Origin of the sequence: Sabulibacter ruber, from assembly GCF_017355955.1 — a bacterium.
Classification (GTDB): domain Bacteria; phylum Bacteroidota; class Bacteroidia; order Cytophagales; family Hymenobacteraceae; genus Nibribacter; species Nibribacter ruber_A.
The window spans coordinates 855,158-880,468 of record NZ_JAFFID010000001.1 but is presented as its reverse complement, the minus strand read 5'-3'; the positions used below and the strand labels follow the sequence as shown (position 1 = coordinate 880,468).

21 protein-coding genes are annotated in these 25,311 nt (G+C 51.1%); 8 read left to right on the top strand and 13 right to left on the bottom strand.

The window, feature by feature from the left end; genetic code table 11:
• Positions 1 to 62 precede the first annotated feature (62 nt).
• Positions 63 to 857: a glycosyltransferase gene (locus JT719_RS03735; protein WP_207431161.1), complete on the bottom strand. Its 795-nt coding sequence runs from the start codon at positions 855 to 857 to the stop codon at positions 63 to 65.
• Between the two features lie 212 nt (positions 858 to 1,069).
• Entirely contained in the window at positions 1,070 to 2,347 is a 1,278-nt protein-coding gene (locus tag JT719_RS03730) for an oligosaccharide flippase family protein (RefSeq protein WP_207431160.1), read from the bottom strand.
• Between the two features lie 286 nt (positions 2,348 to 2,633).
• On the opposite strand from JT719_RS03730, the gene JT719_RS03725 reads away from it, so the two are divergent.
• The gene (locus tag JT719_RS03725) at positions 2,634 to 3,545 is read left to right on the top strand and encodes a chain length determinant protein (protein ID WP_207431159.1); all 912 of its coding nucleotides are present in this window, start codon (positions 2,634 to 2,636) and stop codon (positions 3,543 to 3,545) included.
• Between the two features lie 97 nt (positions 3,546 to 3,642).
• Here the strand turns inward: JT719_RS03725 and JT719_RS03720 are convergent, their stop codons facing one another.
• The 10 genes from JT719_RS03720 to JT719_RS03675 form a co-directional block, all read right to left on the bottom strand.
• Positions 3,643 to 5,196: a bifunctional GNAT family N-acetyltransferase/carbon-nitrogen hydrolase family protein gene (locus tag JT719_RS03720; RefSeq protein WP_207431158.1), complete on the bottom strand. Its 1,554-nt coding sequence runs from the start codon at positions 5,194 to 5,196 to the stop codon at positions 3,643 to 3,645.
• Between the two features lie 236 nt (positions 5,197 to 5,432).
• A complete protein-coding gene (locus JT719_RS03715; RefSeq protein ID WP_207431157.1) occupies positions 5,433 to 6,089 on the bottom strand; it encodes a CoA transferase subunit B in 657 nt (218 codons plus the stop codon).
• A gap of 88 nt (positions 6,090 to 6,177) precedes the next feature.
• Positions 6,178 to 6,876 carry a CoA transferase subunit A gene (locus tag JT719_RS03710; RefSeq protein ID WP_207431156.1) on the bottom strand — a complete coding sequence of 233 codons (699 nt, stop codon included), beginning with the start codon at positions 6,874 to 6,876 and terminating at the stop codon, positions 6,178 to 6,180.
• 105 nt (positions 6,877 to 6,981) lie between these two features.
• Positions 6,982 to 7,386, bottom strand: a complete 405-nt coding sequence (locus JT719_RS03705; RefSeq protein WP_207431155.1) for a hypothetical protein — start codon at positions 7,384 to 7,386, stop codon at positions 6,982 to 6,984.
• Between the two features lie 94 nt (positions 7,387 to 7,480).
• On the bottom strand, positions 7,481 to 8,407 hold the full coding sequence (locus JT719_RS03700; RefSeq protein WP_207431154.1) for a bifunctional riboflavin kinase/FAD synthetase: 927 nt from the start codon (positions 8,405 to 8,407) through the stop codon (positions 7,481 to 7,483).
• Positions 8,385 to 9,095 (bottom strand): tRNA pseudouridine(55) synthase TruB, encoded by a 711-nt coding sequence (truB, locus tag JT719_RS03695; RefSeq protein ID WP_207431153.1) that lies wholly within the window; start codon positions 9,093 to 9,095, stop codon positions 8,385 to 8,387. The genes JT719_RS03700 and truB overlap by 23 nt, the downstream gene beginning before the upstream one ends.
• Positions 9,095 to 9,937, bottom strand: coding sequence for an undecaprenyl-diphosphate phosphatase (locus JT719_RS03690; RefSeq protein WP_207431152.1), 843 nt, complete (start codon positions 9,935 to 9,937; stop codon positions 9,095 to 9,097). The genes truB and JT719_RS03690 overlap by 1 nt, the downstream gene beginning before the upstream one ends.
• Entirely contained in the window at positions 9,938 to 10,159 is a 222-nt protein-coding gene (locus tag JT719_RS03685) for a DUF3098 domain-containing protein (protein ID WP_207431151.1), read from the bottom strand.
• A 12-nt stretch (positions 10,160 to 10,171) separates the two neighbouring features.
• Positions 10,172 to 11,071 (bottom strand): cell division protein FtsX, encoded by a 900-nt coding sequence (locus tag JT719_RS03680; RefSeq protein ID WP_207431150.1) that lies wholly within the window; start codon positions 11,069 to 11,071, stop codon positions 10,172 to 10,174.
• Between the two features lie 213 nt (positions 11,072 to 11,284).
• A complete protein-coding gene (locus tag JT719_RS03675; protein ID WP_479725262.1) occupies positions 11,285 to 15,883 on the bottom strand; it encodes a translocation/assembly module TamB domain-containing protein in 4,599 nt (1,532 codons plus the stop codon).
• 6 nt (positions 15,884 to 15,889) lie between these two features.
• Between JT719_RS03675 and tsaD the strand changes: the two genes are divergently transcribed.
• The 7 genes from tsaD (at position 15,890) to JT719_RS03640 (ending at position 23,926) form a co-directional block, all read left to right on the top strand.
• On the top strand, positions 15,890 to 16,894 hold the full coding sequence (tsaD, locus tag JT719_RS03670; RefSeq protein WP_207431148.1) for a tRNA (adenosine(37)-N6)-threonylcarbamoyltransferase complex transferase subunit TsaD: 1,005 nt from the start codon (positions 15,890 to 15,892) through the stop codon (positions 16,892 to 16,894).
• Between the two features lie 237 nt (positions 16,895 to 17,131).
• Complete coding sequence (locus JT719_RS03665) at positions 17,132 to 18,631, top strand: M14 family metallopeptidase (RefSeq protein ID WP_242693067.1); 1,500 nt, start codon at positions 17,132 to 17,134, stop codon at positions 18,629 to 18,631.
• 96 nt (positions 18,632 to 18,727) lie between these two features.
• A complete protein-coding gene (locus JT719_RS03660; RefSeq protein ID WP_207431147.1) occupies positions 18,728 to 19,801 on the top strand; it encodes an N-acetyltransferase DgcN family protein in 1,074 nt (357 codons plus the stop codon).
• Positions 19,798 to 20,865 (top strand): mandelate racemase/muconate lactonizing enzyme family protein, encoded by a 1,068-nt coding sequence (locus JT719_RS03655; protein ID WP_207431145.1) that lies wholly within the window; start codon positions 19,798 to 19,800, stop codon positions 20,863 to 20,865. The genes JT719_RS03660 and JT719_RS03655 overlap by 4 nt, the downstream gene beginning before the upstream one ends.
• Before the next feature lie 254 nt (positions 20,866 to 21,119).
• Positions 21,120 to 22,352: a nucleoside recognition domain-containing protein gene (locus JT719_RS03650; RefSeq protein WP_207431144.1), complete on the top strand. Its 1,233-nt coding sequence runs from the start codon at positions 21,120 to 21,122 to the stop codon at positions 22,350 to 22,352.
• 182 nt (positions 22,353 to 22,534) lie between these two features.
• On the top strand, positions 22,535 to 23,524 hold the full coding sequence (locus JT719_RS03645; protein ID WP_207431143.1) for an MBL fold metallo-hydrolase: 990 nt from the start codon (positions 22,535 to 22,537) through the stop codon (positions 23,522 to 23,524).
• A gap of 162 nt (positions 23,525 to 23,686) precedes the next feature.
• A complete protein-coding gene (locus JT719_RS03640; RefSeq protein ID WP_207431142.1) occupies positions 23,687 to 23,926 on the top strand; it encodes a hypothetical protein in 240 nt (79 codons plus the stop codon).
• A 63-nt stretch (positions 23,927 to 23,989) separates the two neighbouring features.
• Here JT719_RS03640 and JT719_RS03635 read toward each other — a convergent pair whose 3' ends face one another.
• A complete protein-coding gene (locus JT719_RS03635) occupies positions 23,990 to 25,258 on the bottom strand; it encodes a serine hydrolase (RefSeq protein ID WP_207431141.1) in 1,269 nt (422 codons plus the stop codon).
• Positions 25,259 to 25,311: the final 53 nt, after the last annotated feature.

Sequence of the window (25,311 nt, the reverse complement as noted above, 5' to 3'; positions counted from 1 at the left end):
TCTATTTAGCTTGGTAGAGTGTTAGATTGAACTACAAAAGTATTAGGTGAGCAACGCCTGCATTACTCATGGAATTTGCCAAACCGTTTATTCCTGAAATCTCTGATGCCATAACCTATATACAAGAGCTTTTTCAATTTCTCCTTCTCAAATAGCATAATCCTTACCACATCTTTCAACATATTGAACAAGTCTCTCTTCACATAAGATGGAAATTGCTTCTTATAGATGTTCATCACCTGGAGGCGATTTCTGGTAATGTAATATCTTCTAAGAGGAGAGTGATTTGAAGCTGTAATTCTAACACCCAGGAAGTAATTCAGGGTAATATCACCCACATTATGAAACAAAATAGCTTTGTTTACCCGCAGAATGGAATACCCGTGCATTTTCAGTCTGAGGCAAAACTCATAGTCCAGGTAATCAATGAAGAATTCTGCCCTGAAGGGTCCAACCCGGGAAAATGCCTCAAGGTTTAACAGGTTCCCAGACGTCATCACGGCTTTAACCCGCTGAACCTTCTCCTTCACTACCTGGTGCTGGTTGTCTTTGTCTAACTGGAAAGGAGCCAGAATACCAACCGGGCTGTAGGTTTCCTCCACCAAAGCCTTTCGCATAATTGGCAACATGTCTTTATGCGCCCTGCTGTCCTGGTCCATGGTGAGTAACCACTGAAAACCATCCTCTAACGCCAGAGATGCGCCCTTGTTTAAAGCAGCAGCCAGACCTTGGTTCCCGTTGTTGAATAAATAGCGGACTTTGGGATTAGACATAATTTGATTTGCCACAGTATAATTTCTGTGCTCAGAGTTGTCAATACAATAAAGAACCGCAACTTCAGGTAAATAGGAAGCCATGTTCGCTATCACCTCTTTAGTTGGGTTGAACAGTACCACAACTCCAGCAGTGTTTTCTATACTAGAGGGAATCATTTACGAATAATCCGTTCAAGGAAAAACCAGCACTACAATTTAGGATTCATGTGAATGGTTGAGGTAGCAATTCTTACTTGCCCGTTGAACCTCTCCCATTGCAAGGCATTTCAGAGAGCAAGGTACCAATTTCTCTTTTAAGGCTGTTTCACAAAAAGTAGCTTGTAAACAGGATTCTTTATTTCCAGTGCAACAATTAGGGCGGCTGTGATAAATATCTCGGTCAAAATCACGGCAATAGCAGTGCCCTGCGCTTGATAAAAATAACTAAGAACGGTGTTTAAAAGCAAGTTCAGAACAGAGCCAAACAGGAGGGTGGCCCTATATTTTTCTTTGTAATCATATATAAGGAGCAACTGGTTAGAGGGAATATTCAGTGCCACAATAAAGGGAACAAAGCTCAAAAGCCTGATCAGAGTGACAATCTGATGAGTTGAAGTCCCTGAAAAGTAGATGGTCAGTTCCTCGGCGAAGAAATAAATCCCCGAGCACAGTAAGAAAATAGCCAGGGTAAACGGCAAGTGGAGGCGTAAGGTGAAATCTAAAATCCTTTGTTTGGTGCTAGTAACCATGTTGCACATGGAAGGGTAGATGGCCTGGAAGTAAACCCCTAACAGTTGCCGAACCGCATTGATTATCTTTTCGGCGATGCTATAAAACCCAACTATCTCAACGGTGGCAAATAACCCTAAGATCAGGATGTTGGAATTAGAATAGAGGTTAACCGCAAAGTTGGAAATGAATATATCTTTCCCCTCCCTTAAATGATGGACCACCTTTGCCAAAGACGAAAGCTGGAAAACCAAGCCATACTTAATCTTGATAAACACAAAACTAAACCCTGCTGCCAGAATGGTTCCTAGGCCCAGAAAGAAGTTTATATAGATGTAATCTTCTTCACCTGTAACAAAAAGGACGATAAGTATCACCGAAAGAACTTTAGAGATTGAATTTACGAGGGTGATGTACTTCATGTCCTCTAAGCCGTGAAATAACCAGACCGGGAAAATCGCCTGGGCAATAACCAAGGTAAAGGATAAATAATACAACAGAGATTTAGAAGAGGTGTCCCCAATAAGGGTAACCAAGCAAATAAGAACAATGAAACTGAACGCCAGCAGAACTGCTTTAGTCGTGAGCACCTCGTTGTAAATGGCTCCTATTATTTTTTTATCATTCCTGTTCTGCGAGATTTCCTTTGTGGCTGTAATGTAAAAACCATAGTCGGTGATAATATTGAAATAGGTAATAATTGCTTGGGCCACAGTTATCCGGCCAAAGTTTTCCAAACCTATGATCCGAACCAAATAAGGAGAGAGTATTAAGGGAATCAGGAAGTTAAGAAGCTGTAAAGAACCTAACGAAGCTAAATTCTTGAAGATCTTGCTTGCTGGCAACCCTTTGGTGGTTATCAAATTCTTTAACAAACGAAAAGTGTTTAGTAGAAATAGGGTTCTTTTCTAATGTAGCTGCCAAAGGGGCAGGTGCATAGTATATTCTGAACAAACCTCCAGCCATGGTAGGAAGAGAAGTCCCTCCAAGTGACCATCGTTTCTCGCAAGACAGAATACCTGTGAGTGAGTAAAGGTAATCTTTTATAAGCTGATCTGCCATACAGAAGCACCTCAATGGGATTACGCTTATGTAAAGGTTTTGCCAGAATTTTCTATTTTTGAGCAAAGTAGTACAACCTAGTGCCCCATGGACAAACCAACTCTAAGAGAGGAAAGAACAACCGATGAAATAGACCTAAGAGTAGTTTTCCGGAAACTAGTCTCCTTCGGTAAAAAGATTCAGCTCAAATTCATTCGTACCTTTTTCCTGCTATTACGAAGATGGCCTGTGGTGCTTGGGGTAACTTTGTTGGGCATCGGGCTTGGTTATCTGATGTTTGAGACAACCCGCCCATTCTATAGGTCATCACTTACCTTGGCCCCTGCCGAAATCAGGAATACGTTTTTTGAAGGACAGGTTACCCGTTTATCTAACTTGGTTATGGACGGTAACAGAGAGATGGTGGCGGCCGATCTTAAGATCAGTCCCGAGAATGCTGGCAAAATCAAATCTATCAAGTATGCGAATATAGATGAGACTTTAATCGCAGAAGATAGTCTCCTGGTTGGTGCCCCCTTTAGGATTGACGTTGAACTTTATGACAGTAAGTTTTTCGCGCCATTTCAGGCAGCGCTTATTGAATACTTTGAGCGCAATACCTTCTTCACCAGAAACACTCAAGCCCGCAGAGAACAATTACAGAGCCTGATAGACAAACTGAAGCTGGATATAGCTTCCATAGACAGCATCAAGCGATCGGCGGTGGCATTGAGAGGACCGGCGAACGGGTTTGTGTATGGGGAGCCATTAGACCCAACCAACTTATATAGGCAAAGTGCTGAGTTGTTTGAAAAGCAGGCACATCTGGAGGCACAACTCAGAAGACTGGAAACGGTACAGGTGGTAGTGGGGTTTGCGCCTTTGCTCCACCCAACCGGACCGAAGGTGAAAGTGTATCTTTTAGTTGGAGCAATACTAGGGTTCTTCCTTTCCTATCTTCTGGTTCTGCGGCTTGAACATCAACGTAAAAAGAGAATTTCTGCCATAAGAGAGTTATAAGAGTTAGAAAATATACATTGGCGGCCTAACGCCATCCACCCCTAAAACAGAAAGGCCGGTACAAAGTACCGGCCTTTCTGTTTTAGGGGTGGATTTCTTAAATCTCGGTTAAATCGTCTTCTTTCTGGTGCAGCCAGCTCAGGTTGTAGAGGTCTTTGCGGCGGTCTCTCAGGTTGCGGACGCTACCGGTGGTGTTCAGGTCTTTGAGCAGATCAAGATCCAGGTCGGCAATAAGGGTCATCTCGGTGTTAGGAGTGGCTTCCGCGATGATGGCATCGTGGGGGAAGGCCACATCGGAAGGGGAGAAGACAGCAGATTGGGAGTACTGGATGTCCATGTTCTCCACCCTTGGCAGGTTACCCACGCTACCGGTAATGGCTACGTAACACTCGTTCTCAATAGCCCGGGCCTGGGCGCAATGGCGCACGCGCAGATAGGCGTTCTTGGTATCGGTCTGGTACGGTACGAAGAGAATCTTCATGTCCTGGTCAGACAGCATACGGGCCAGTTCTGGGAACTCCACGTCATAGCAGATCAAAAGACCAATCTTTCCAAAATCCGTGTCAAAAACGCTCAGCTTGTTACCGCCGCGCATCCCCCAGTACTGGGACTCGTCTGGAGTAACGTGCAGTTTGTACTGCTTGTCATAGGTACCATCACGGCGGCAGAGGTAGCTTACATTGTGCAGTTTGTTATCAATGTACTCGGGCATGCTGCCGGCAATGATGTTGATGTTATAGGAAAGCGCCAGGTGAATCAGACGTTCCCGGATACCATCGGTGTACTCAGCCAGTTTCCGGATGGCGGCCGACGGCGTGGACTCATCAGACAAGGCCATGAGGGGCGCGTTGAAGAACTCGGGGAACATGACCATATCTGCCTTGTAGGAGCTGACCGTATCCACAAAGAACTCTACCTGCTGCTCAAAGTCTTCCAGGGAAGTCATCTGGCGCATCTGCCACTGGATCACGCCAATACGTACCACGCGTTTGGTTCCACCTACCAGCTTTTCTTTCTCCTCGTAGTACACGTTGATCCACTCCAGCAGGGAAGCATAAGCTTTAGATTCAGCGTCCTGCGGCATGTAGCCTCTGATGATTTTTCTCACGTGGAAGCCGTTGCTGAGCTGGAACGTAAGAATAGGGTCGTAGATTTCTTTGTTCCGGACCTGTTCAATGTACTTGCCAGGCGTCATGCGGTCGGCGTACTCACGGTAGCCCGGAATACGGCCCCCCAGGATGATGCCACGCAGGTTCAGGTTCTCGCAAAGCTCCTTGCGGGCATCGTACAAACGGCGACCCAGACGCAGGTTGCGGTACTCTGGATGAACGAATACGTCTACCCCGTACAAAGTATCGCCTTCGGGATCATGGGTGTCAAATTTTCCGCCGCCTACAATCTGCTCATAGGTGTGCTTGTCGCCAAACTCAGAGTAATCTACAATGATACTCAGAGCAGCGGCCACCACGCGGCCTTTGTCTTCAATACAAAGCTGGCCTTCCGGGAAGCGTTTGAGAAGCGTAGTGAATTCTTTTTGGGTCCAGGAGCCGCCCAGGTTGGTGTAGACCAGCTCCATGATTTGCTTTACTTCTTTGTAATCAGAGGAGGTAAGCTGACGAAGTATTAGTTTATGTTCGGTATTTTCACTCATGTTTTCTACAAATCAAATACAAATAACCGCAAGGGGTTGCTAAAGCAGAATGGGCTAAGAGTTATCTGGTACCAGCCTCATCCAGTAAACGGCATTTGTTCAAAGTTACAAAAGCAATAGTAGGCTTTCAAGCCAGGGTAAATGGTTTAGGTAAGGCGTTTCTCGGGTGTTTTACGGAAGATAGCCTTAAAACGTACCTTGTTTCACCTTTTCAAACCGAATTGTAACAAACTTACTTACAGATTAATTTCCGGAATCTCGCCTTCCACTAGGAGATTTCCTTCGGTGGCGGCTTTTATCTGTTCTACCGTTACGCCGGGTGCCCGTTCCAGGAGCTTGAAGCCTTGTTCGGTCACGTCCAGCACCGCCAGATCCGTCACAATTTTCTTTACGCAGGCCAATCCGGTGATGGGGAGGGTGCAGTTCTTCAAGAGTTTGGACTGGCCGTCTTTAGAGGTGTGCTGCATGGCCACGATGATGTTCTTGGCCGAAGCCACCAGATCCATGGCCCCACCCATGCCTTTCACCATCTTGCCCGGAATTTTCCAGTTGGCAATGTCGCCGCGCTCAGATACTTCCATGGCACCTAGAATGGTGAGGTGCACGTGCTCTCCCCGGATCATGGCAAAACTCTCGGCAGAACTGAATATGGCAGAGCCGGGCAGCGTAGTCACCGTTTGCTTGCCGGCGTTGATCAGGTCTGGATCCACCTGTTCCTCTGTAGGGAAGGGTCCCATGCCTAAGAGGCCATTTTCGCTTTGCAGGACCACATTCATCCCTTCGGGGATATAGTTGGCCACCAGCGTAGGAATGCCAATCCCCAGATTCACGTAATAGCCCTCCTGCAGTTCTTTTGCTATTCTTTTCGCGATGCCGTGTTTATCTAAAGCCATAATGCGTCTATAGGTTGCTTTAAAGGTTTACTCCCAAACCATGTAAGTGTAAAATGAGGCCACGGAAGTTGCCACTTGTGGGTTGGGGCTAGTTTTGTCTAACCGTGCGTTGCTCTATCCGCTTCTCGTAGTTCTGGCCCTGGAAGATGCGCTGCACGTAGATGCCGGGCGTATGAATCATGTTGGAGTCTAGTTCTCCCACTGGCACTAATTCTTCCACTTCGGCAATGGTGATTTTTCCGGCGGTGGCCATCATGGGGTTGAAGTTGCGGGCGGTGCCTTTGTAAATGAGGTTCCCGGCGGTATCGCCTTTCCAGGCTTTGACAAGGGCGAAATCGGCTTTAAGCCAGGTTTCCATAAGGTACATTTTACCGTTGAACTCGCGGCTTTCCTTGCCTTCGCCAACTTCGGTGCCGTAGCCGGCCGGAGTGAAGAACGCCGGGATTCCCGCGCCTCCAGCTCGGATGCGCTCGGCCAACGTACCCTGCGGAATCAATTCCACCTCCAGTTCGCCGGAGAGCAGTTGGCGTTCAAACTCGGCGTTTTCGCCCACGTAGCTGGAGATCATCTTTTTCACCTGGTGCCGGTGCAGCAATAAGCCAATTCCGAAATCATCTACGCCCGCATTGTTGGAAATACAGGTGAGATTCTTGACGCCCTTGCGAAGGAGTTCCTGGATAGAATTCTCCGGAATGCCGCACAACCCAAACCCGCCCAGCATGAGTGTGGCTCCGTCCTGAATGTCCTGGCAGGCTTCTGCAGCGTCTTGTACCACTTTATTTATCATAGAATCTAATGGTGGAAAGTAGCAATATCGTTTTGAGGGTATATTTTAGAAATTCTTAGGAAAGTGTATTAGGGCTGTTTTCAAGAAAACAGTTCTGAAACAGAGTTAAGGTATTCTCCTCATGGACATCATCCCGCCTAAGTAAGCCATAGGTAAATAGATTAAGAAAGACACAAGTTTAAACCAGAGCGGATAATAAGCAGGAAGCAGGTTGGCAATTCCCATGGCAAGTAGAAAGGCACCAACTGCCAAGGCGTGTCCAACTCTTTTATGGGGAACAAGCCGGGCAGCTACCATTCCTCCTAAAAAAGAACCAATGGCAAAGCCTAGTAAATTTAGAAGGAGAGCACCTGTAGGATAGTTGGAGAACGTATTGGATATCACATCCTCTTCTCTCAAAAGTATTTCAACGGAAGAAGGGTAGAAGGATTCAGTTCCACTTTGGATAAGACTGATCGTGAATACCCCAATGGCAGTTCCGCCTAAAACAGAGAGAATGCTTCTGAACATGTGCAGTCTTGTGTTAGTTGACAAACCAGGCTTGGGTTTGCTTCCCTCTGTCTCTTTCGTGAAAACCCGTGGTGAAGTTACGGTTTTCCCTGATTTATCCTAACACTTGTAAGGCTGCTACTTTGTCCAGGTGTAATTGGTTGGTGAGTTCTTCCAGACCCGAGTACTTCTCTTCTGGCCGGAGATAAGAAAAGAAAAGCAAGGTGATTTCCTCCCCGTACAGGTCTTCCTCAAAATCAAAGATGTTCACCTCAATGGTCTGCTGGGTGCCCTGTACCGTGGGGTTGGTGCCTATGCTCAGCATTCCCTTGTACAACCCGGTGGCGGTTCTGACTTTTACGGCGTAAATGCCCTGGGCCGGAACCAGCTTCAATCTTTCCTGCGGCTCCACATTGGCGGTAGGGTAGCCAATGGTGCGGCCCAGTTGTTTGCCTTTCACTACGGTGCCAGTGAGGGAGTAAGGCCGGCCTAGGTAGCGGGCAGCGGTTGCCACATCGCCGTGCTCCAGCGCGGTCCTGATTTTGCTGGAACTTACGCCCACCGCGTCAATGTCCTGGCGTGGAATTTCCTCCACTTCAAACCCGTAGCGCTGGGCATTGGCCTGCAGGTAATCAAAGCCACCTTCGCGGTTCTTCCCGAACCGGTGGTCATAGCCAATCACCAGCTTTTTGGTTTGAATGGTTTTGATCAGGATTTGCTGGATGTATTCCTCCGAGGAAAGCTGGGCAAACTCCCTAGTGAAAGGCAGCAGCAAAAAGTAATCCACCCCAAATTGGCGCAGGGCTTCAATGCGCTCTTCAATGGTAGAAAGCAGCCGCAGAGAATCATCGTCTGGCTTGAGCACCGTGCGGGGGTGCGGCCAATAGGAAATAACCACACTCTGTCCGTTGCTCTGGCGGGCCGCCTCTATCAGTTTGGTAAGAATCTTTTGGTGCCCAATATGAACTCCGTCAAAGGTGCCAGAAGTGACGACCGCGTGCGATAAAGAAGGAAATTGACTAAGCTCCTGGATGACGATCATGGTGCGCCAGTTGTTTTTCGCGGAGTTCCTGCAGTTGATCTAAGGTCATGGCATCTTCCAGGCGGTAGTCCCCAATGCGGGTACGCACCAGTTTGGAAAGGTAAGCCCCGCACCCCAGTTTCGCACCAAAGTCGCGGGCCAGGCTCCGGATGTAGGTTCCCTTGGAGCATACTACCCTAAAGCCTACTTGGTTGCCCTCAACAGACGTTAATTCAAACTGCTTGATGGTAATGCGTTTTGATTTGATTTCGGCATCCTCGCCCCGGCGGGCAATGGCATAGGCCCGTTCGCCATTCACTTTTACCGCCGAATAAATAGGCGGGGTCTGGTCTATCTCACCCAGGAAAGTGTTGGCTGCTTCGCGCAGCATTTCCTCGGTGAGGTGATCAGTGGGAGAGGTGCTGTCTACTTCGGTTTCCAGGTCAAAGGAAGGGGTGGTGTGCCCTAACACAAACGTGCCGGTGTATTCTTTTTCCTGTGCCTGAATCTCTTCAATGCGTTTTGTGAATTTGCCGGTGCACATGATCAGCAAGCCGGTGGCCAGCGGGTCTAAGGTGCCGGCGTGGCCAATCTTTTTGATGCGCAGGGCGAATTTGGTTTTCTTCACCACATCAAAAGAGGTCCAGGTAAGCGGTTTATTGATGAGCAGGATGGCTCCTGCTTCAAAATCATAAAAAGCTTCTTGCATTAAATTACTTGGAGATCAACCCCCATGCTTAACAACAACAAAATCACTAGGCCAACAATCAGGCGGTAATAGCCAAACAGTTTAAAGCCATACTTGGTCAGGAAACCCACAAAGAACTTGATGGCGGCCATGGCTACCAGAAACGCCACCACATTGCCCACGGCCAGTACCTGCCATTCCTGTGCGGTGATGGAATTGAACCCGGCCTGAATCTTGGGCAAATCAAACGTCAGTACATCGGAAATCTCCAGGTGCAACAGGTCTTTGATCACGCTGTACGTGGTTGCCGCCAGCATGGTAGGTACCGCCATGAAAAAGGAGAACTCAGCGGCCGATTTGCGGGTCATGCGCTGAGTCAAGCCCCCAATGATGGAGGATGCCGAACGGGAAACCCCCGGAATCATGGCAATACACTGGAACAAACCAATGACAAAAGCATTGCGGTAGCTGGGGGTAGTTACCGGGTGGTGCTTTTCCTTGAACAGGCGGTCAACGTAAATCAGGAACAAACCTCCCAGTAGCAAACTGATGGCTACCACCTCAACGCGCTCCAGCAGGGTGTACACCAGGTCTTTCAACAGAAAACCAATACCCAGGGCCGGAACCACCGCAATCAGAAGTTTCTTGTAGAAATCAACCGAGTTAATGAAGCGTTTCCAGTACAAAACCACCACTGAAAGGATGGCGCCAAACTGAATGGTAACGGTGAACATCTTGGTGAACTCAAAGGCGCTTATGCCCATGAGGCTGGAGGCGATGACCATGTGTCCGGTAGAGGAAACCGGTAAAAACTCAGTCAATCCTTCAACAATGGCCAAGATGATGGCTTGCCAAATACTCATTTAATCGTTTTTGCGGGGTTTTGCCAAAATGGCGAAGAATTGAATCAGGAAACCAATTACCAGAATGATAGGACCCAAGGTAAGCCCCATAAAGCCGTAGCCGTAGGGTTCAGAGTCATTGGCCATGATAATGAAACCAATTGCCATCACCACCAGCCCAACCAGCATGATTTGGTAGTTGCGGCGGCCAAAGGCAAAAGGAGAGGGATTTTTGTTGTCCATAAAGGATATTGCTTAATATAAATCGTCTAATGAAGACCGGAGGTACCTTTTAACCGCCCGGTAAGAACTGAAAAAGCCCAATACCCCGCCCAAAATTAGGAGCGAAGCCATGAGCATGAGCATCTGTTTCTCGTCACGCAGCAGGTACAATTCGCTGATCTCGTGGTAAGCGTACTGCATGAGGCCAAACAACAGAACGGAGGCCAAAGCCCCGCTGATCAGGCCCTGGAACGTAGCCCGGTTCAGGAAAGGCCGCTGAATGAAGAAAGACGTGGCACCTACCAACTGCATGCTTCTGATAAGGAAACGCTGCGAGAAAAGCGCCAGTTTAATGGTGTTATTGATGAGGATGATGACCACCAGCACCAGAATGCCGGCAAAGGCTACCAGCACAATGCTCACCCGTTTCAGGTTGTGGTTGATGGAATCAATGAGGCTTTCCACGTAATCCACCTCGTACACGCCCTGGGTATTCTGCAGGTCTTGCTTGATCTTTTTCAGTTGGTCAGAAGTGGCAAACTCTGGGTTGATGCGCAGGATAAAGGCATCGCGCAAGGGGTTCTCGCCCAGAAAGGTCAGGAAGTCTTCGCCGCTTTCGTCAATGAACTCTTTGGCGCCCTCTTCCTTAGACAGGAAATCTACCTGCGGCTTGTTCTCGTCATAGGCGATGTACTCTTTGCTGGCCAGGGTTTTCTGGAGTTTCTCAATGGCCAACGGGGAGATTTCCCGGTCCAGGTACACCTGCACTTCAATGTTCTGTTTTACCAGGTTGGAGAGCTTGCCAGCGTGAATGAGGAGCAATCCAAACAAACCAATTACAAACAGCGCCAGAGTGATACTGAAAATCACCATGGTATGCGGGTAATTGCCAAGCTTTTTCTTGCGGGTATGTTTAAGCGGTTTTGCAGCCATAAGTACGTGTGCCGGCAAAATTAACTAATTATTTAGAAGATGAACGGAGCCGGTAGTGATTTTAGGGTGTTTTCTGAAAAAGAGGCTTAAAACCCAGACAAATGGCTAGGAATTGTAGACGAATCTTTCGGCTATTTGACCAGGCGCAAAGCTCTTCCGTGAGCCTGAAACCCCTTTTCAGCCTCTTTTCTGTAAACCAGCCCCAAAACAGATTTACAGGTTCTGCCGAGGAGTTGGGGTATCATCCTGCAGGCGAATCATCCGTTCCCGGTCGGCGGCGCGTTGGGCGCGTTTGCTCAGGCGACGGCGGCGGAACAGCTCCCCAAACCGGTCAAAGTTGGCCTGGTGCAGAACGCTCACGGTTTGCCGGCTGGCTGTGGCATTCGCCTCAAAGTCCCGGGGCGTGGTTTCATAGGTGGCCCGTAAGCGCAACTGCCCGCTCTTGCTCAGGTAATACTCCACAGACCAGTCACCGGCCGCGGTAGAACGGTTATTGCCCAGGCGGTTGTTGTTCACGCTGCCTTCGCGGGTAACTTTCAGGCGGCCTTCCAGGAAGGTATAGCTTAACCTGAGCTGCACATCGTCCAGCACCTGGTTTCCGTAGCCGCTCACCCCAATGTCTACCTCCAGGTTGGTGTCAATCTGCGATAGCCAATAGCTGAGCTGGTTAGAGAAAAGTTCGCCCACGCTGCTGCCTAAATCACCCACGCCTAAGCCCACCTGCAATTCATCCTGCGCCGATAAACGTTTGAAGGCCAGCAAAGAGAAAACCTGGCGGTTGAGTTCCTGTTCATCGTTCCGGATGTTGGTCAGGTAGCGGGTAATCTGGTCTTCCAGCAGGCTAGGAGGGTCGTTGAATTCCAGGTTCAGCCTGATTTGCGGGGTAGTGAGTGGACCGTCCAATTCCATTACGGCCGTTACCGGATACCGGGACCTGGCCGCCGCTGATTGTTGTTCTTCCTGGCTCAGGTCACCCAAGATTGGCGCCAAAGACACGCGCTGGGTATAGGTGGCTGTCAGTTTCAAAAGCCCTTCCAACGGATCACCGTTCCAGGTCACGGTGCCACCCGGCCGCACATTAAATTCCTTGTTGATCACGCCCAACATGGTGAAGTTGTAGCGGCCCTGCACAATCTCGTAGTTACCGTACATGGCAAACTCCCCGCGGGTATCAATCTCCATCCGGATGTTACCGCGGCCCCGGCCCCGGATGATATCACCGGTGCGTTCGTCAAAAATCAGCTCTATGTAGGCATTCTCATCCACGTCCAGATTAAAGTTCAGCCTGATGCCGCTCAGGTCTACGCCTCTCCGCACAATTGTGGTAGTAGTATCGGTGCGGGCAGTATCCCGTACGGCCGGGTTGTTGTTCACGAAGGTGATAAAGTTCTGCCTCTCTAATGTGGTGGAGTTGTCCAGCGGAATGGCAATGCTGGTGTTGTTCTCGCTGCGGGCGGTTACGTTCACCTGTAGGTTGGAGGTGGAGCCCAGGGCCGTCACCTCGCCGGTGGCAAAGGCGGTGCCGTAGTACAGCGGGTTATCGGCGCGGGTGGTGTTCAAAACCATGAACCTATTGAACCGGGCCCGCAGGTCCAGCACCATGTTAGAGAAACCGTCATGGAAAATACCCCCGTTCACAATGGCCACGTTGTTGTAAATGTCGCGCACGCGCACATTCTGGAACGAGATATCGTTCTCGGTAAAGAAGACCCGGTCTGAGAACGTGTACTTCGTATTCAGGTAGTTGAACACAAAGGAGCCATCAGTGACCATCACGGAGCCTTTCAGGATGGGGCCCGTTAACCGGCCGGAGATCCTGACGCGCCCGTCCATGGTGCCGCCCAGGTCAGACATGATGGTTTTGAGGACCGGTTCCACTATTTTCAATTGGGCATCGTCCAGCACGGCCAGTAGATCAAGTTCCTTTTGCCCGCCATCCGGGTCATAGGTGCCGGTGAGAGAAAGCACTTTCTTAGCGTCCCTACTAATGCCCAGGTCCACCGACATGCGGCTTTCCCGGTTGTTCCAGTTGGTGGTGCCGGCAATGTTACCAATGAGTTGGTTGTCAATCAGGAAGGTGTCTACCGTGATCTGGGAGGTAAGGTGCACATCTTTGTACAGGTCCCGTAGCTCCAGCTGGCCGTTCAGGCGGCCATCAATTTTAGAGGTCAGAAGCGGGTTCAGGTTCTCCAGCCGGAAATTGGTCAGATTCACGGTAAGCAAATCCTGCGGATTTCTGGAAAGTACGCCAAAAATGTTCACGCTCTGCGGCCCGTTGGAAAGCGTAATGTTATCGAACCGCACTACGCCGTCTTCAAACACAATGGTGTTTTGCGGCGAAATACTCCAAATCTTGTCTAAAACGTTGATGTTGGAGCGGTTGAAGACAATCTGGATCTTGTCCTGCTCAAAGGCCACGTTCCCGCTTATGTTGGCCCGGTTGGTAGTGCCTGTCTGGGCGATGTTGCTGGAGAAGCTGATGAGGCGCTCGTTCCAAACCCCTTCCACGTACAGTTTCTCGGTATTGCCCGCCCCGCCCAGGTTCTGCCGGTCTGAGGTGATGATGGCGTTGGCCAGCACGTCTGGCGTGTTCCAGAGCTTGGAAGAGGTTACCTCCACGTTGTTCTGGTAGAACTCATACTTGCCGTACCGGATGGTGTCCATCTGTCCAATCAGGGTGAGTACCGAGGTAGGGCCATTGCGGAACGTGCCTTCCAGGGTGGAGAAATCAGAGATGGAAATGCCAGGGGCAAAGGCCTGCAACACCGGGTCAATGTGCCGCAGGTGCACATCCAGATCCACCTCGTAGGAGGCCGGTGGCATCGGAGACTTACGGCGGTAGTAATTGGCGATTTTGATGGGGTTGTTCTCCAGATTGAGCCTGTACTCCTCCACCAGCGTTTGCAGGTCTGCAAATAACCTAGAGTACAGGAAATTACCGCCCGCCCGCAGCGCCATCACCTCAGAACCCACGTGCAGCTCCCGGATGCCGTCATGGAAATGAGATTCAACAGTGAGTGAGTCAATATTGACGGTTCTGCCGCTGTAAGCCAGGGTGGTGTTTTTGAATTCAGCCAGGCCGGCAATCTCGTCTAGTTTGATGCCCGTGAAATCCACATCGGCATTGGTGGAGAGCACCACGCCCTGGTTCGTGAAGCCGAGAGAGCGCAGATCGGCTCGTTTCACGTTGGCTCTTAAGTCAAACACCTGCCGGTTGTTCTGCAGATTGATTTGTCCCGTAGCCGACATGTTAAGATTGGGGTCTTTGATGCTGAGGTCTCCGTTGAACGTTTGCCGGCTCAGATCGGCGTTGACCACAATGTTCCGGAAGTTGTAGTTGTTAACGTTGATGGCGTTAACCCGGGCGTCAATGTTCAGTTTAGCCGTTTCCAGGCTGAAACCGCTGCCTTGCACCCGCCCGTCCAGGGCCACGGTTTTGAGCACGCTCCGGTCACCCAGTAACCCGCCCACGTCAAACCCAGAGGTTCTCAGGTAACCACTATAAGCCGAGCGGTCAATGTTGTTTTTATCGAATTTCAGGTTGATATCAGATACCACGTTCCCCAGCGCACTCTGGAAGGCGCCGTTCGCCACAAAGTCATTATAGAAACCGGTGAATTCGCCCTTCAGCTTTACTGTTCCGGCCCGGGCCGCCATGTCATAGGCTTTTTTAGGCAGGAAATGGCGGATGTCGCGGGCATTGATGGAGCTGGGGCCCAGCACCAGATCGGCGAAGGTGTTCCTGAAATTGGGCAAACCATCGGCGGAGATATCGCCGGTGATATGGGTGTACTTGCCGTAGCGGATGTCCACGTCCTGCGCCCGGAAATTCTTCACCTTGCCCTTCACTTTGCCCGAGAGCAGCACTTTTTCGTTCCAGTCTTTGAGCACCGGCGCAAACAGCGCAATATCATCTGAGGTGACGTAAGTGCTGTCAAACGAGGCGGTTACGTTCATGCTGTCATTGAACTCCTTGAAGTTCCAGAACACGCGGTAGTCAAAGCGCACGTAGTTGGCCAGGTGGCTGTTGTTCACGCGCAGGTTCAGCTTGTCCCATTCCCAGAACGTGGGCGCGAAGGTCATGCGGGTGTCCAGGTCCTTGAGGTACGTCTTGGACTTTTTGTCAATGGTGGTGAGGCTGGTGATGAGGGTATGGATGGTATCGCCTTTGATCTGGATATCAGAGAATTTTCCGCTGATGCGCTCCAGGTCCAGGTGCTGGTAATCCAGGCCGTAGGGGATGAACGGATCGTTGTAGTTGTGGTAAGTGAAGTGCCCATTTTTGAGCACTATTTCGTCAATCTTGAAGTCAAACGGCTTGCTGGCCTGGGTGGTGTCTTTGGTGATGAGGTTGGCCAGCGACGAGATGAACGTGCTCATGTTCAGCGTGTCTGACCCTTTGTATTTGATCAGGTTGGCCTCGGGCTCCGTTAAGGTAAGCGATGCGATGTGCAGCCGGTCGGGCTTGAAGAGGTTGAAGAAACTGATGTCGGCATCGGCCTCGCCAATGTAAAAAAGGGTTTTCTTCTGGCGGTCCAGCACGCGTACGTTCTGCAGCAGCACGCTCTTGAAAGGCCTGATGTCTACCCGGCCCACGGTCACCTGGTGGTTGATGGTTTTGGAGAGAATGCTGGCCGCTTTTTGGGCTACTTTGGTCTGAACGGCCGGAAAACGCAAAGCCAGGGTGAGGGCTCCCACCAGCACCACCACTACTATAACCAAGCCCAGGATTATTTTTAACAGAGCTTTTGCTATAACTTGCGGGTAGTTTTTCTTTTTTTCTAGCTTCTCTTCTTGGTCTTGCGTCTCCAACGGATTATGAACCCTACAATTTTAGCAATAGAATCTTCCTGTGATGAAACCTCGGCTTCCGTCATTCAGAACGGCCGCGTGCTGTCAAACATTGTAGCTACGCAGGCAATCCATGAGCAATACGGGGGAGTAGTGCCTGAGTTAGCATCAAGGGCGCACCAGCAAAACATTATACCCGTGGTTTCGCAGGCGCTCCAAAAAGCAAATATAGCAAAAAGCCAATTAGATGCGGTGGCTTTCACCCGCGGTCCGGGACTTTTGGGTGCTCTGCTGGTGGGCAGCGCCTTCGCCAAATCATTCGCATTGGGGTTGAATTTGCCGCTCATTGAGGTGAACCACATGCAGGCCCACATCCTGGCCCATTTTATTGAAGATCCCAAACCCAACTTCCCGTTCCTGTGCCTCACGGTGAGCGGCGGACACACCCAGATTGTGTTGGTGCGCAGCCACCTGGACATGGAAGTGCTGGGCCAGACCACGGATGACGCCGTGGGCGAAGCCTTCGATAAATCAGCCAAACTGCTGGGCTTGCCGTACCCCGGCGGACCCATGCTTGACAAACTGGCGGCCACCGGAGATCCCAACCGCTTCCAGTTCCCCATCGTGAACCTGGACGGTTATGACTACTCTTTCAGTGGCATTAAAACCTCTATCCTCAACTTTGTGAAGAAGAACACCGCCGCGGAGCCTGATTTCGTGCAGAACAACCTCGCGGATATCTGCGCCAGCATCCAGAATGCCTTGATCCAGACGCTGATGAAGAAACTGGTACTGGCGGCCAAGGAGCAGGGCATCAAGGAAATCGCCATTGCGGGCGGGGTATCGGCTAACTCGGGTTTAAGGGCTACTTTACAGGAATTTGCCCAAAAACGCGGCTGGAACGTGTACATCCCAGCCTTTGAGTACTGCACCGACAATGCCGCCATGATTGCCATGGCCGCCCACTTCAAGTACCTTGCCGGTGAGTTCACTGACCAATACGCCAGCCCAGACCCAAGGCTGAAAGTCTGATTTAAGGCTGTTTTCTGGAAAAGGAGCTTGAAACAGCTGTGAAATTCATGAGGTAGTCAATCGCTTTTATAGTAACATTCTCTAGACAACAACTTCAAACCAACCAGAAGGCAGAAAGCAATTTCTGCCTTTTTCTTTTCCGTAACCCGAATTTCGTCCTTACATTGACCGCATGAACCTGCCGAAACGCTTTCTCAGGAGAGAATTTTGGCTTCTACAGCTTAAAACTGTGGTCCAATGCGCAGACTTGTAATTACTGTTTATTTCTTCATGACACTTCTTGGGGCTTACAGCCAGAACAGTCCTATTTCTAAAAGTCCGGAGGCTTCGGTTAAAATAGCGAAGCAGTTTTTTGACCAGCACGCCACCTACCGGGAGGCCGCCATCAAGCATCGCAGGTTCAAGCACCAGGACATTGTTCCGCTTTTGGAAAAACTGAAGCAGAATCCGCTGTTCCAGGTGCAGGTAGCGGGCAAATCGGTGGAAGGACGGGACATTTACCTGGTGAAAGCCGGGACCGGACCTAAAAAGATCATGCTGTGGTCGCAGATGCACGGCGATGAGCCCACGGCCACCATGGCACTTTTTGACATCTTCAACTACCTGCAGGGTTCAGACGCTACGGACTCAGTGCGCCAGGAAATTCTGAAGAACAACACGCTCTACTTTATTCCAATGCTCAACCCCGATGGAGCCGAGAAATACAAACGCCGGAACGACCTGGACATTGACCTGAACCGCGATGCCCTGCGCCTGCAAAGCCCGGAGGCCCGCCTTCTCAAAAGCCTGCGGGACAGCATTAAGCCCGAGTTCGGTTTCAACCTGCACGACCAGAGCCGGTATTATACCGTGGGCAGCACCGAGAAACCGGCAACCATTTCGTTTCTGGCTCCGGCCTACGACTACAAGCAATCGGTGAACGAGGTGCGGGAGCGGGCCATGAAAACCATTGTTGGCTTGAACGAGAGCATTCAGCAGTTCATTCCGGGGCAGGTGGCCAAGTACTCAGACGAACATGAGCCCCGCGCCTTCGGGGACAACATCCAGAAATGGGGCACCAGCCTCATCCTGATTGAGTCGGGCGGCTTCCCCGGCGATCCCGAGAAACAGTACATCCGCCAGATCAACTTCGCCGCCATCTTATCGGCCCTGCAGATCATTGGCGAGGAGGGATATACCCAACACGAGGTGAAAGACTACTTCAGAATTCCGCAGAACCAGCGGAACCTCTATGATCTGGTGCTGAAAGACGTGCGGTACAAGGAAAAAGGCCGGAACACCCTCCTGGATATTGGAATCAACCGGAACGAAGCCACCAACAACTCACCCCTGGGGTATTTCAGCCGCAGTTCGGTGGAGGAGATAGGCGACATGCGCGTGTTCTATGGGTATGAAGAGGTGAACGGCGAAGGCCTCACGCTGGTGCCCGGCAAAGTGTACGAAACACCTCTGGCCGGTCTGGAGGCACTTACCCCGGAGCGGGTGCAGGAATTTCTGACGGCCGGTTACACCACCGTGCGGCTGCAGAAACTGCCCGACAACTCTGTGAACCCCATGGATATTCCCTTGAACGTAGTTTCTACGGTGGGCCGCGTGAACCATGAATTAGGCCTGGGCCGGGGAGCGAACTTCACTCTCAAGACTTCCGATGGTCAGGTGAAATACGCCATCGTCAACGGCTACCTGTACGATCTGAGCAAAACCAAACCCCACCTGCTGCACGGGTTGGTGCTGTAAATAACAACTGTTTCGGGGCTGGGTTCTGGAAATCGGCCCCGAAACGATTCCTTTATTTTCTATTCTATTCACCTTCTCCCAAACTCATTCAAAACGATGGACGGAAATGCCATTATTCTCACCGATGGTCTGCTGAACCAGTACCCCGCCAAAACGGCGCACGGCCTCATCAGGGGCACCGAACGATTTAACATTATAGGAGTCATTGATGCCGTGTCGGCGGGGAAGGATGCCGGGGAAGTGGTAGACGGCAAAATCCGCAACATTCCGGTGTACGCAGATTTAACCCAGTTTCTGGAAAACAGCCCCGAAAAGGCGCAGTACTGCCTGGTGGGCATCGCCCCGAAGGGCGGGAAACTGCCGGTTTCCATGAAGGAGACCATCTCCGAGGCTATCAAAAATGGCATGAACATCGTTAGCGGCCTGCACGAATATCTAAGCGATATGCCCGACTTGGCGGCCCTGGTCCAGGAACACGGCGTGCAGCTGATTGACGTGCGCAAACCCAAACCTAAAAGCGAACTCCATTTCTGGACTGGCAAAATCAAGGACATCCCGGCCCCGCGCGTAGCCGTGCTAGGCACCGATGTGCGCATGGGCAAGCGCACCACCACCCGCCTGCTCACCCAAGCTGCTGAACGCGTCGGCCTTAAGGCCCAGATGATCTTCACCGGCCAGACGGGCTGGATGCAGGGCCGCGGCAAAGGCTTCATCCTGGATTCTACCTATAACGACTTCGTGTCCGGCGAACTGGAGCACGCCATTTTGGAGAGCTACGCCGAGCACAAACCCGATGTCTTCTTCGTGGAGGGGCAGGCGGCTTTGCGCAACCCCAGCGGTCCGTGCGGCTCTGAATATCTGGTTTCCGGGCAGATGAAGTACGTGGTGCTGCAGCACGCCCCCGCCCGCGTGTTTTATGACGACAACGAGGAACTCGGCTTTAAGATACCGCCCATCACCACCGAAATTGAATTGATCAGGCTCTACGGCTCCAAAGTGATTGCCGTGACCTTGAACACCGCCGGCTTAACCCTTGCCGAAGCCAGAACCTACCAGCAGCAATACCAGCAGGAACTTGGGCTACCCGTGATTCTTCCTTTGGAAGACGGGGTAGACCAAATCATTGAACTGGTAAAGCAGGAACTAGCGCACGAGACCACCACCGTATGAAGATCAGAGAAATAAACGTCTGGAAAGAAAATTTAGAGTTAACCCGCCCTTATACCATTGCTTTCAAAACCGTCTCAGCGGTGGAGAACGTCATTGTGGAGATTGTCGCGGAGAACGGCCTCACCGGAATTGGTGCCGGCAATCCCAGCGCCGAAGTGGTAGGAGAGAAGCTCTCTGATACCATGGCCGCCTTGCAACCCGAGAACCTGGAATGGCTCCTCGGCCGGGACCTCCGCAGCTTCCAATTATTGTGTGAAGAACTGGCTCTCCGGTTGCCCCGCAACCCAGCTGCCCGCGCCGCCCTGGACATCGCCCTGCATGACTTGTTCGCGAAGTACCTGGAGGTACCTTTGGTCACCTTCCTGGGACAGCGCCTGGATGCTTTGCCCACCTCCATCACCATCGGGATAAAATCGGTGGCGGAGACGTTGGCCGAGGCCGAGGAATACGTGGGCCGCGGGTTCACACACCTGAAAGTAAAAGTAGGCGAAACCCTAGAGCAGGATCTGGAGCGCTTGATCAAACTCCGCGAAGCCCATGGCCACAACGTGACCATCCGGATTGACGCGAACCAGGGCTGGACTACCTATGACCTGGCCAATTTCTGTACTCAGGCACAGGCCTTGGACATAGAACTGATTGAACAGCCGCTGCCCGCCCCGGTAGTAGATGATCTGCGGGAATTGCCTGATGCAGTGAAAGACCTGGTGGCTGCTGATGAATCTTTGCTTTCTCCCGTGGATGCTTTTAATCTTGCGCAATCACCCAGGGCCTGCGGTATCTACAACATCAAGCTTATGAAGTGCGGCGGTGTCTACGCCGGTCGGCAGATAGGCACAGTGGCCCGGCAGGCCGGAATCGACCTGATGTGGGGCTGCAACGACGAGAGCATCGTTAGCATCACGGCAGCGCTGCACGCGGCGTTTTCCTGCCCCAATACCAAATACATTGACCTGGACGGCAGCCTGGACCTGGCCAAAGATGTGGTCTCTGGTGGTTTCATCCTGGAGAACGGCATCATGCGGCCCAACGGCAAACCCGGGCTGGGCGTGGTACGCGTTTAATGAGTGATTGAGTGGATGGGAGAATGAGTGAATGTGCAAATCCGTTTTCGCTCATCCTTCTTATTTCTAATATGAATTTCAAAAGAGAAAAACCGCTGGTCTCTAAAGAGAGTAGCGGTTTTTTTATGGCGGCTGTGTATCTTTCCGGCATGTTGTGTCAGAACTACGGTCAAAAGCAATCGTGAGGGCCCGTAATTGACGCAGCTTCAACCTACAACCATTCTCGCAATCACTCAATCACTCATTCCTCTCGCATGGTTTTAAATTATTTGTGGGTGGCGTTTTTCCTGATCGCCTTCTGCATTGCCCTTTTCAAGCTTATCTTCTTTCAGGATGTTGAGGTTTTCCAGAAAATAGTTGCCAGCACCTTTGACAGCGCCAAAACCGGTTTTGAGATTTCCCTAGGCCTTACCGGTGTCATGACCCTGTGGCTGGGCTTGATGAAAGTAGGGGAGCGCGGCGGCATTGTGGCCATTTTCGCCAAGGCGGTAGGGCCGTTCTTTAACCGTCTTTTTCCGGAGATTCCTAAAAACCACCCGGTTTTCGGCTCTATTCTGATGAACTTCTCGGCCAACATGCTGGGGCTGGATAACGCCGCAACCCCTTTGGGCCTGAAAGCCATGCAGGAACTCCAGGAACTGAACCCTGACAAAGAAACGGCTTCCAACGCCCAGATCATGTTCCTGGTGCTCAACACCGCCGGCCTTACTTTGATCCCGATCAGCGTACTGGTGTTCCGGGCGCAGATGGGCTCTGTGGATCCCTCGGCAGTGTTTATTCCTATTCTGCTGGGGACTTTCTTCTCTTTGCTGGGCGGACTTATTGCCGTGGCCATTTACCAGCGCATCAACCTTTTGGACAAAGTGGTGCTACTTTATTTAGGTACGCTTGGTTTATTGATTGGTGGCCTGATCTATTATTTCAGCACCATCACGCAGGAGCGCATTGCTACTATTTCTTCGGTGGCTAGCAACATCATCCTGTTCTCGGTGATTATCTCCTTTATTACCTTGGCGCTGGTGCGAAAGGTGAACGTGTACGAAGCCTTTATTGAAGGCGCGAAAGATGGTTTTGGCGTGGCCGTTTCCATCATCCCGTACCTGGTGGCGATGCTGGTGGCCATTGGCGTATTCCGGGCCTCCGGGGCGTTGGATATTCTGGTAAACGGAATCGGGTCGCTGTTTGGGTGGCTGGGCTTCAACACCGATTTTGTGCCGGCCCTTCCCGTGGCCTTGATGAAACCGCTGAGCGGCAGCGGCGCCCGCGGCCTGATGGTGGATGCGATGAAAACCTACGGCGTGGATTCCTTCGTGGGCAATGTGGCCGCCGTAATCCAAGGCTCCACCGAAACCACGTTCTACATCCTGGCGGTATATTTTGGCTCCGTAGGCGTAAAGAAAACCCGTTACGCAGTCACCTGCGGTTTGATTGCAGATTTAATCGGGATCATTGCCGCCATCTGGCTGGCGTACCTGTTCTTCCATTAAGAGTACCAGATTTAGAACTGATTTACCTGAAATAGGCCAAAAACAGATTACACAAAAAAGCCCGGCTCTTTGGTCGGGCTTTTTTGTTTGTAACTTTTGCTTCAACTTCCCGACGTATACATGAGTTTACGTTACCACAACTTCAACCCTGATTTCCGCAGCGCGCCTGTGCGTTACCTCCTATGGCAGACGAGAAATTAAGCAACCCAGAGCTTCCCATCATTAAACCCGGTTGGCAGGGCAACGCCTTTGCCCAGGGCAAATTCAAAAACGAGTTCCAGGACCCTAACCGATCCCTCTTGATTGCTCTGCGCTGGATGGTAAGCCCAAACCCCCAGAAAGAAGAAAAAAAGCAGGATGCCTGGTTGCCACATGTGATAGACCCGAGGCCGTTTCTGCAAAGCAAGCAAGATGGCCTGGTGTGGCTGGGGCACGCCACGTTTTTCATTAGGTTAGGCGGCGTCACGTTCCTCACCGATCCTTTGTTCTACAACGTGTCGTTGAAGAAGCGGAAAGTGCCGTTTCCGGTGAAGCCCGAGGAACTGCCATCCATTGACTATGTGCTGCTCTCGCACGGGCATTTTGACCATTGTGACAAAAGCAGCCTCAAAACGCTTCTGGAAAGTCATTCCTTCAAGGTGCTCACTTCCTTGAAAATGGCCACCCTCATCAAGCCCTGGCTGCCCAATACGCCCATCTACGAAGCCGGTTGGTACCAGCAGTATAAACTACCGGAGCAACAGCCAAAGGTAGCCTACCTTCCTACCCTGCACTGGCACAAGCGCGGCATGAACGACAATGACACCATTTTGTGGGGCAGTTTTATGCTGCAGACCCCAAACCACACGCTCTACTTCGGAGCCGACTCGGGGTACGACCAACATTATAAGGAGATCAGCCAACTGTTCCCCAAGATAGACACCTGCATTCTGGGCATTGGCGCTTATAGTCCGGCGTTCATCATGCAGCCCAGCCATACTAATCCGGTGGAGGCGGTGCAGGCCTTCAAAGATTTGGGCGGGAAAACCTTGGTGCCTATGCACTACGGCACCTTCGATTTGTCTGACGAGCCTTTGGGAGAACCGCTCCGCTGGATTAAACAACTGGAAGCCGAGGGGAAAATAGGAGGGAACCTGAAGGCCCTGGGCATTGGGGAATCGCTCTCCTTTTAATAAGAATCAGTATCCTGTTTTAAGGCTGATTTTCTAAAAAGAAGTTTAAAATAGGTGAGGTCTTCCATGGTTAGATGCTTGTCGGGAGCAAAAGCATATCCGTTCGTAAGTGTTTCCCGTATTCTTAGAGGTAAACAGTTTTTTCAACTAAGCACTACTGAGATGGAGAACGAGAAAAATCCGAACCTGGACAATAAACAAAATACCGTGAGCAACCAGGCAGAACCTGGCCGTACCCCACAAGCAGTGGGCAAGCTGCCGTTGCCTGATGACGTGAACGATAACCCAAATGATGCGATCAAGGACAATCCAGGCATCATCACCGGCGGAAGCGGCCGCAGAGGCAACACCAGCGTAGAAGACGGCGGCGATGTAGACGGTGCCTCTACCGGCAGCCACTGAGTAAATTCCCTAATAAAGCAGAAGCCCCGCTTGGTTAATTTCAGGCGGGGCTTCTGCTTTATCTCAGTTTAGGGCTGGTTTGTCGTAAGTAAGCTTAAAACGGGTTAGGTCTGGTTGGTGCTTCCGTTTGCGTTTCAGTTCATAGTCATACACCACCTGGCCCAAGTCCCGCAGGAACGGGAACCCGAGGGTATCATACTCATACACACCATCGTTGTAGATCTCGTCTTCGTTCACGTGCACGGTGGCGGTAAGCAGGAATTCCACGTTGTTCTTAAAATCCACCACATAGGCATTGTCTGTCAGGAACCCGAACGATTGGCCTATCTTGTTGAAGATGCGGATGTGCTCCGGAATTCTCTTTTTGCGCGTAGGTCCGCCGAAGAGCAGGTACTTCACAAAGGCATCGGGGTACTCTTTTTCGTCGTAGGCGGGGTAGGCGGTTTCTCGCGGCAGCTGAGACATGTACTGGTACAGGAAGCGGTAATCTTCCGGGGTAAGGTTGAACCGGTTTTTTTCCGGCACGCTTTCCGGGAATAGCACCGCCCGTAGCATCAGGTGTTGGTCTTCCAGCGCAAAGGTGTTGGAGAAGGCAAAATCGCGGGGCTCCATCACCAGTTTGTCGTCGTTGGTCATGTTGCCTTTGCCCATCAAGATAGGCGTGGGATTCTTGTAGTCTTTGTTGCTTTTCACTAGGCCTTGCTGGTACACTACCTTTTCGTTCTCCAGGAATCGCACTGGGTTGGTGTACTGGTCCAGCTCTATAGGCAGAAAACGGGATAGCCTAATGGGAAGACGCACACTGCGGTAGCCTTTTGCCTTCAGACCTTCGTTCAGAGGTTCCTGCCCGATGAACTCATACAGGCGGTTGTAGGCGTCATTATCGCTGGTGACCAGGATCTTTTTGATGTTATGCGCGATGGAAGGAAAGCCGTTGGCAGAGGTGGGGTCTTTCAGCACCTTGGTCTGGCCCTGGTATGCGCTGTCGGTGAGCATGACGGTTTCTTTGGTGAGCCCCGGAACGTTCAGCGTATTGATTTTCTCCAAGGCCATGAGGGAGGCGGGCAGTTTCACCGTACTGGCCGGGTTGAAGTAATTGGCCGCGTTTACCTGGTAATGGTAGGTCTTAAAAGAGGGCCTGTTGTTCTTGTCCCGGTCAATCTGCGTGTACAGAATCTGGATCTTATACTTCTCCGGATGATCCAGAAACGTTTTGAATTTTTCGGGGTGCTGTTGCAGCAGTTGAGCCAGGAACTTGTCGGTTTTGGTTTGGCCGGAGGCAAAGCCGATGCCCAGGAGCGCAAAGGCCAAACACAGGAGGGGCGTTTTCATAGAATGGTGAGAGGAATGGACCGAAAGCCTGAATATCCGTAGAAATTCCTAAT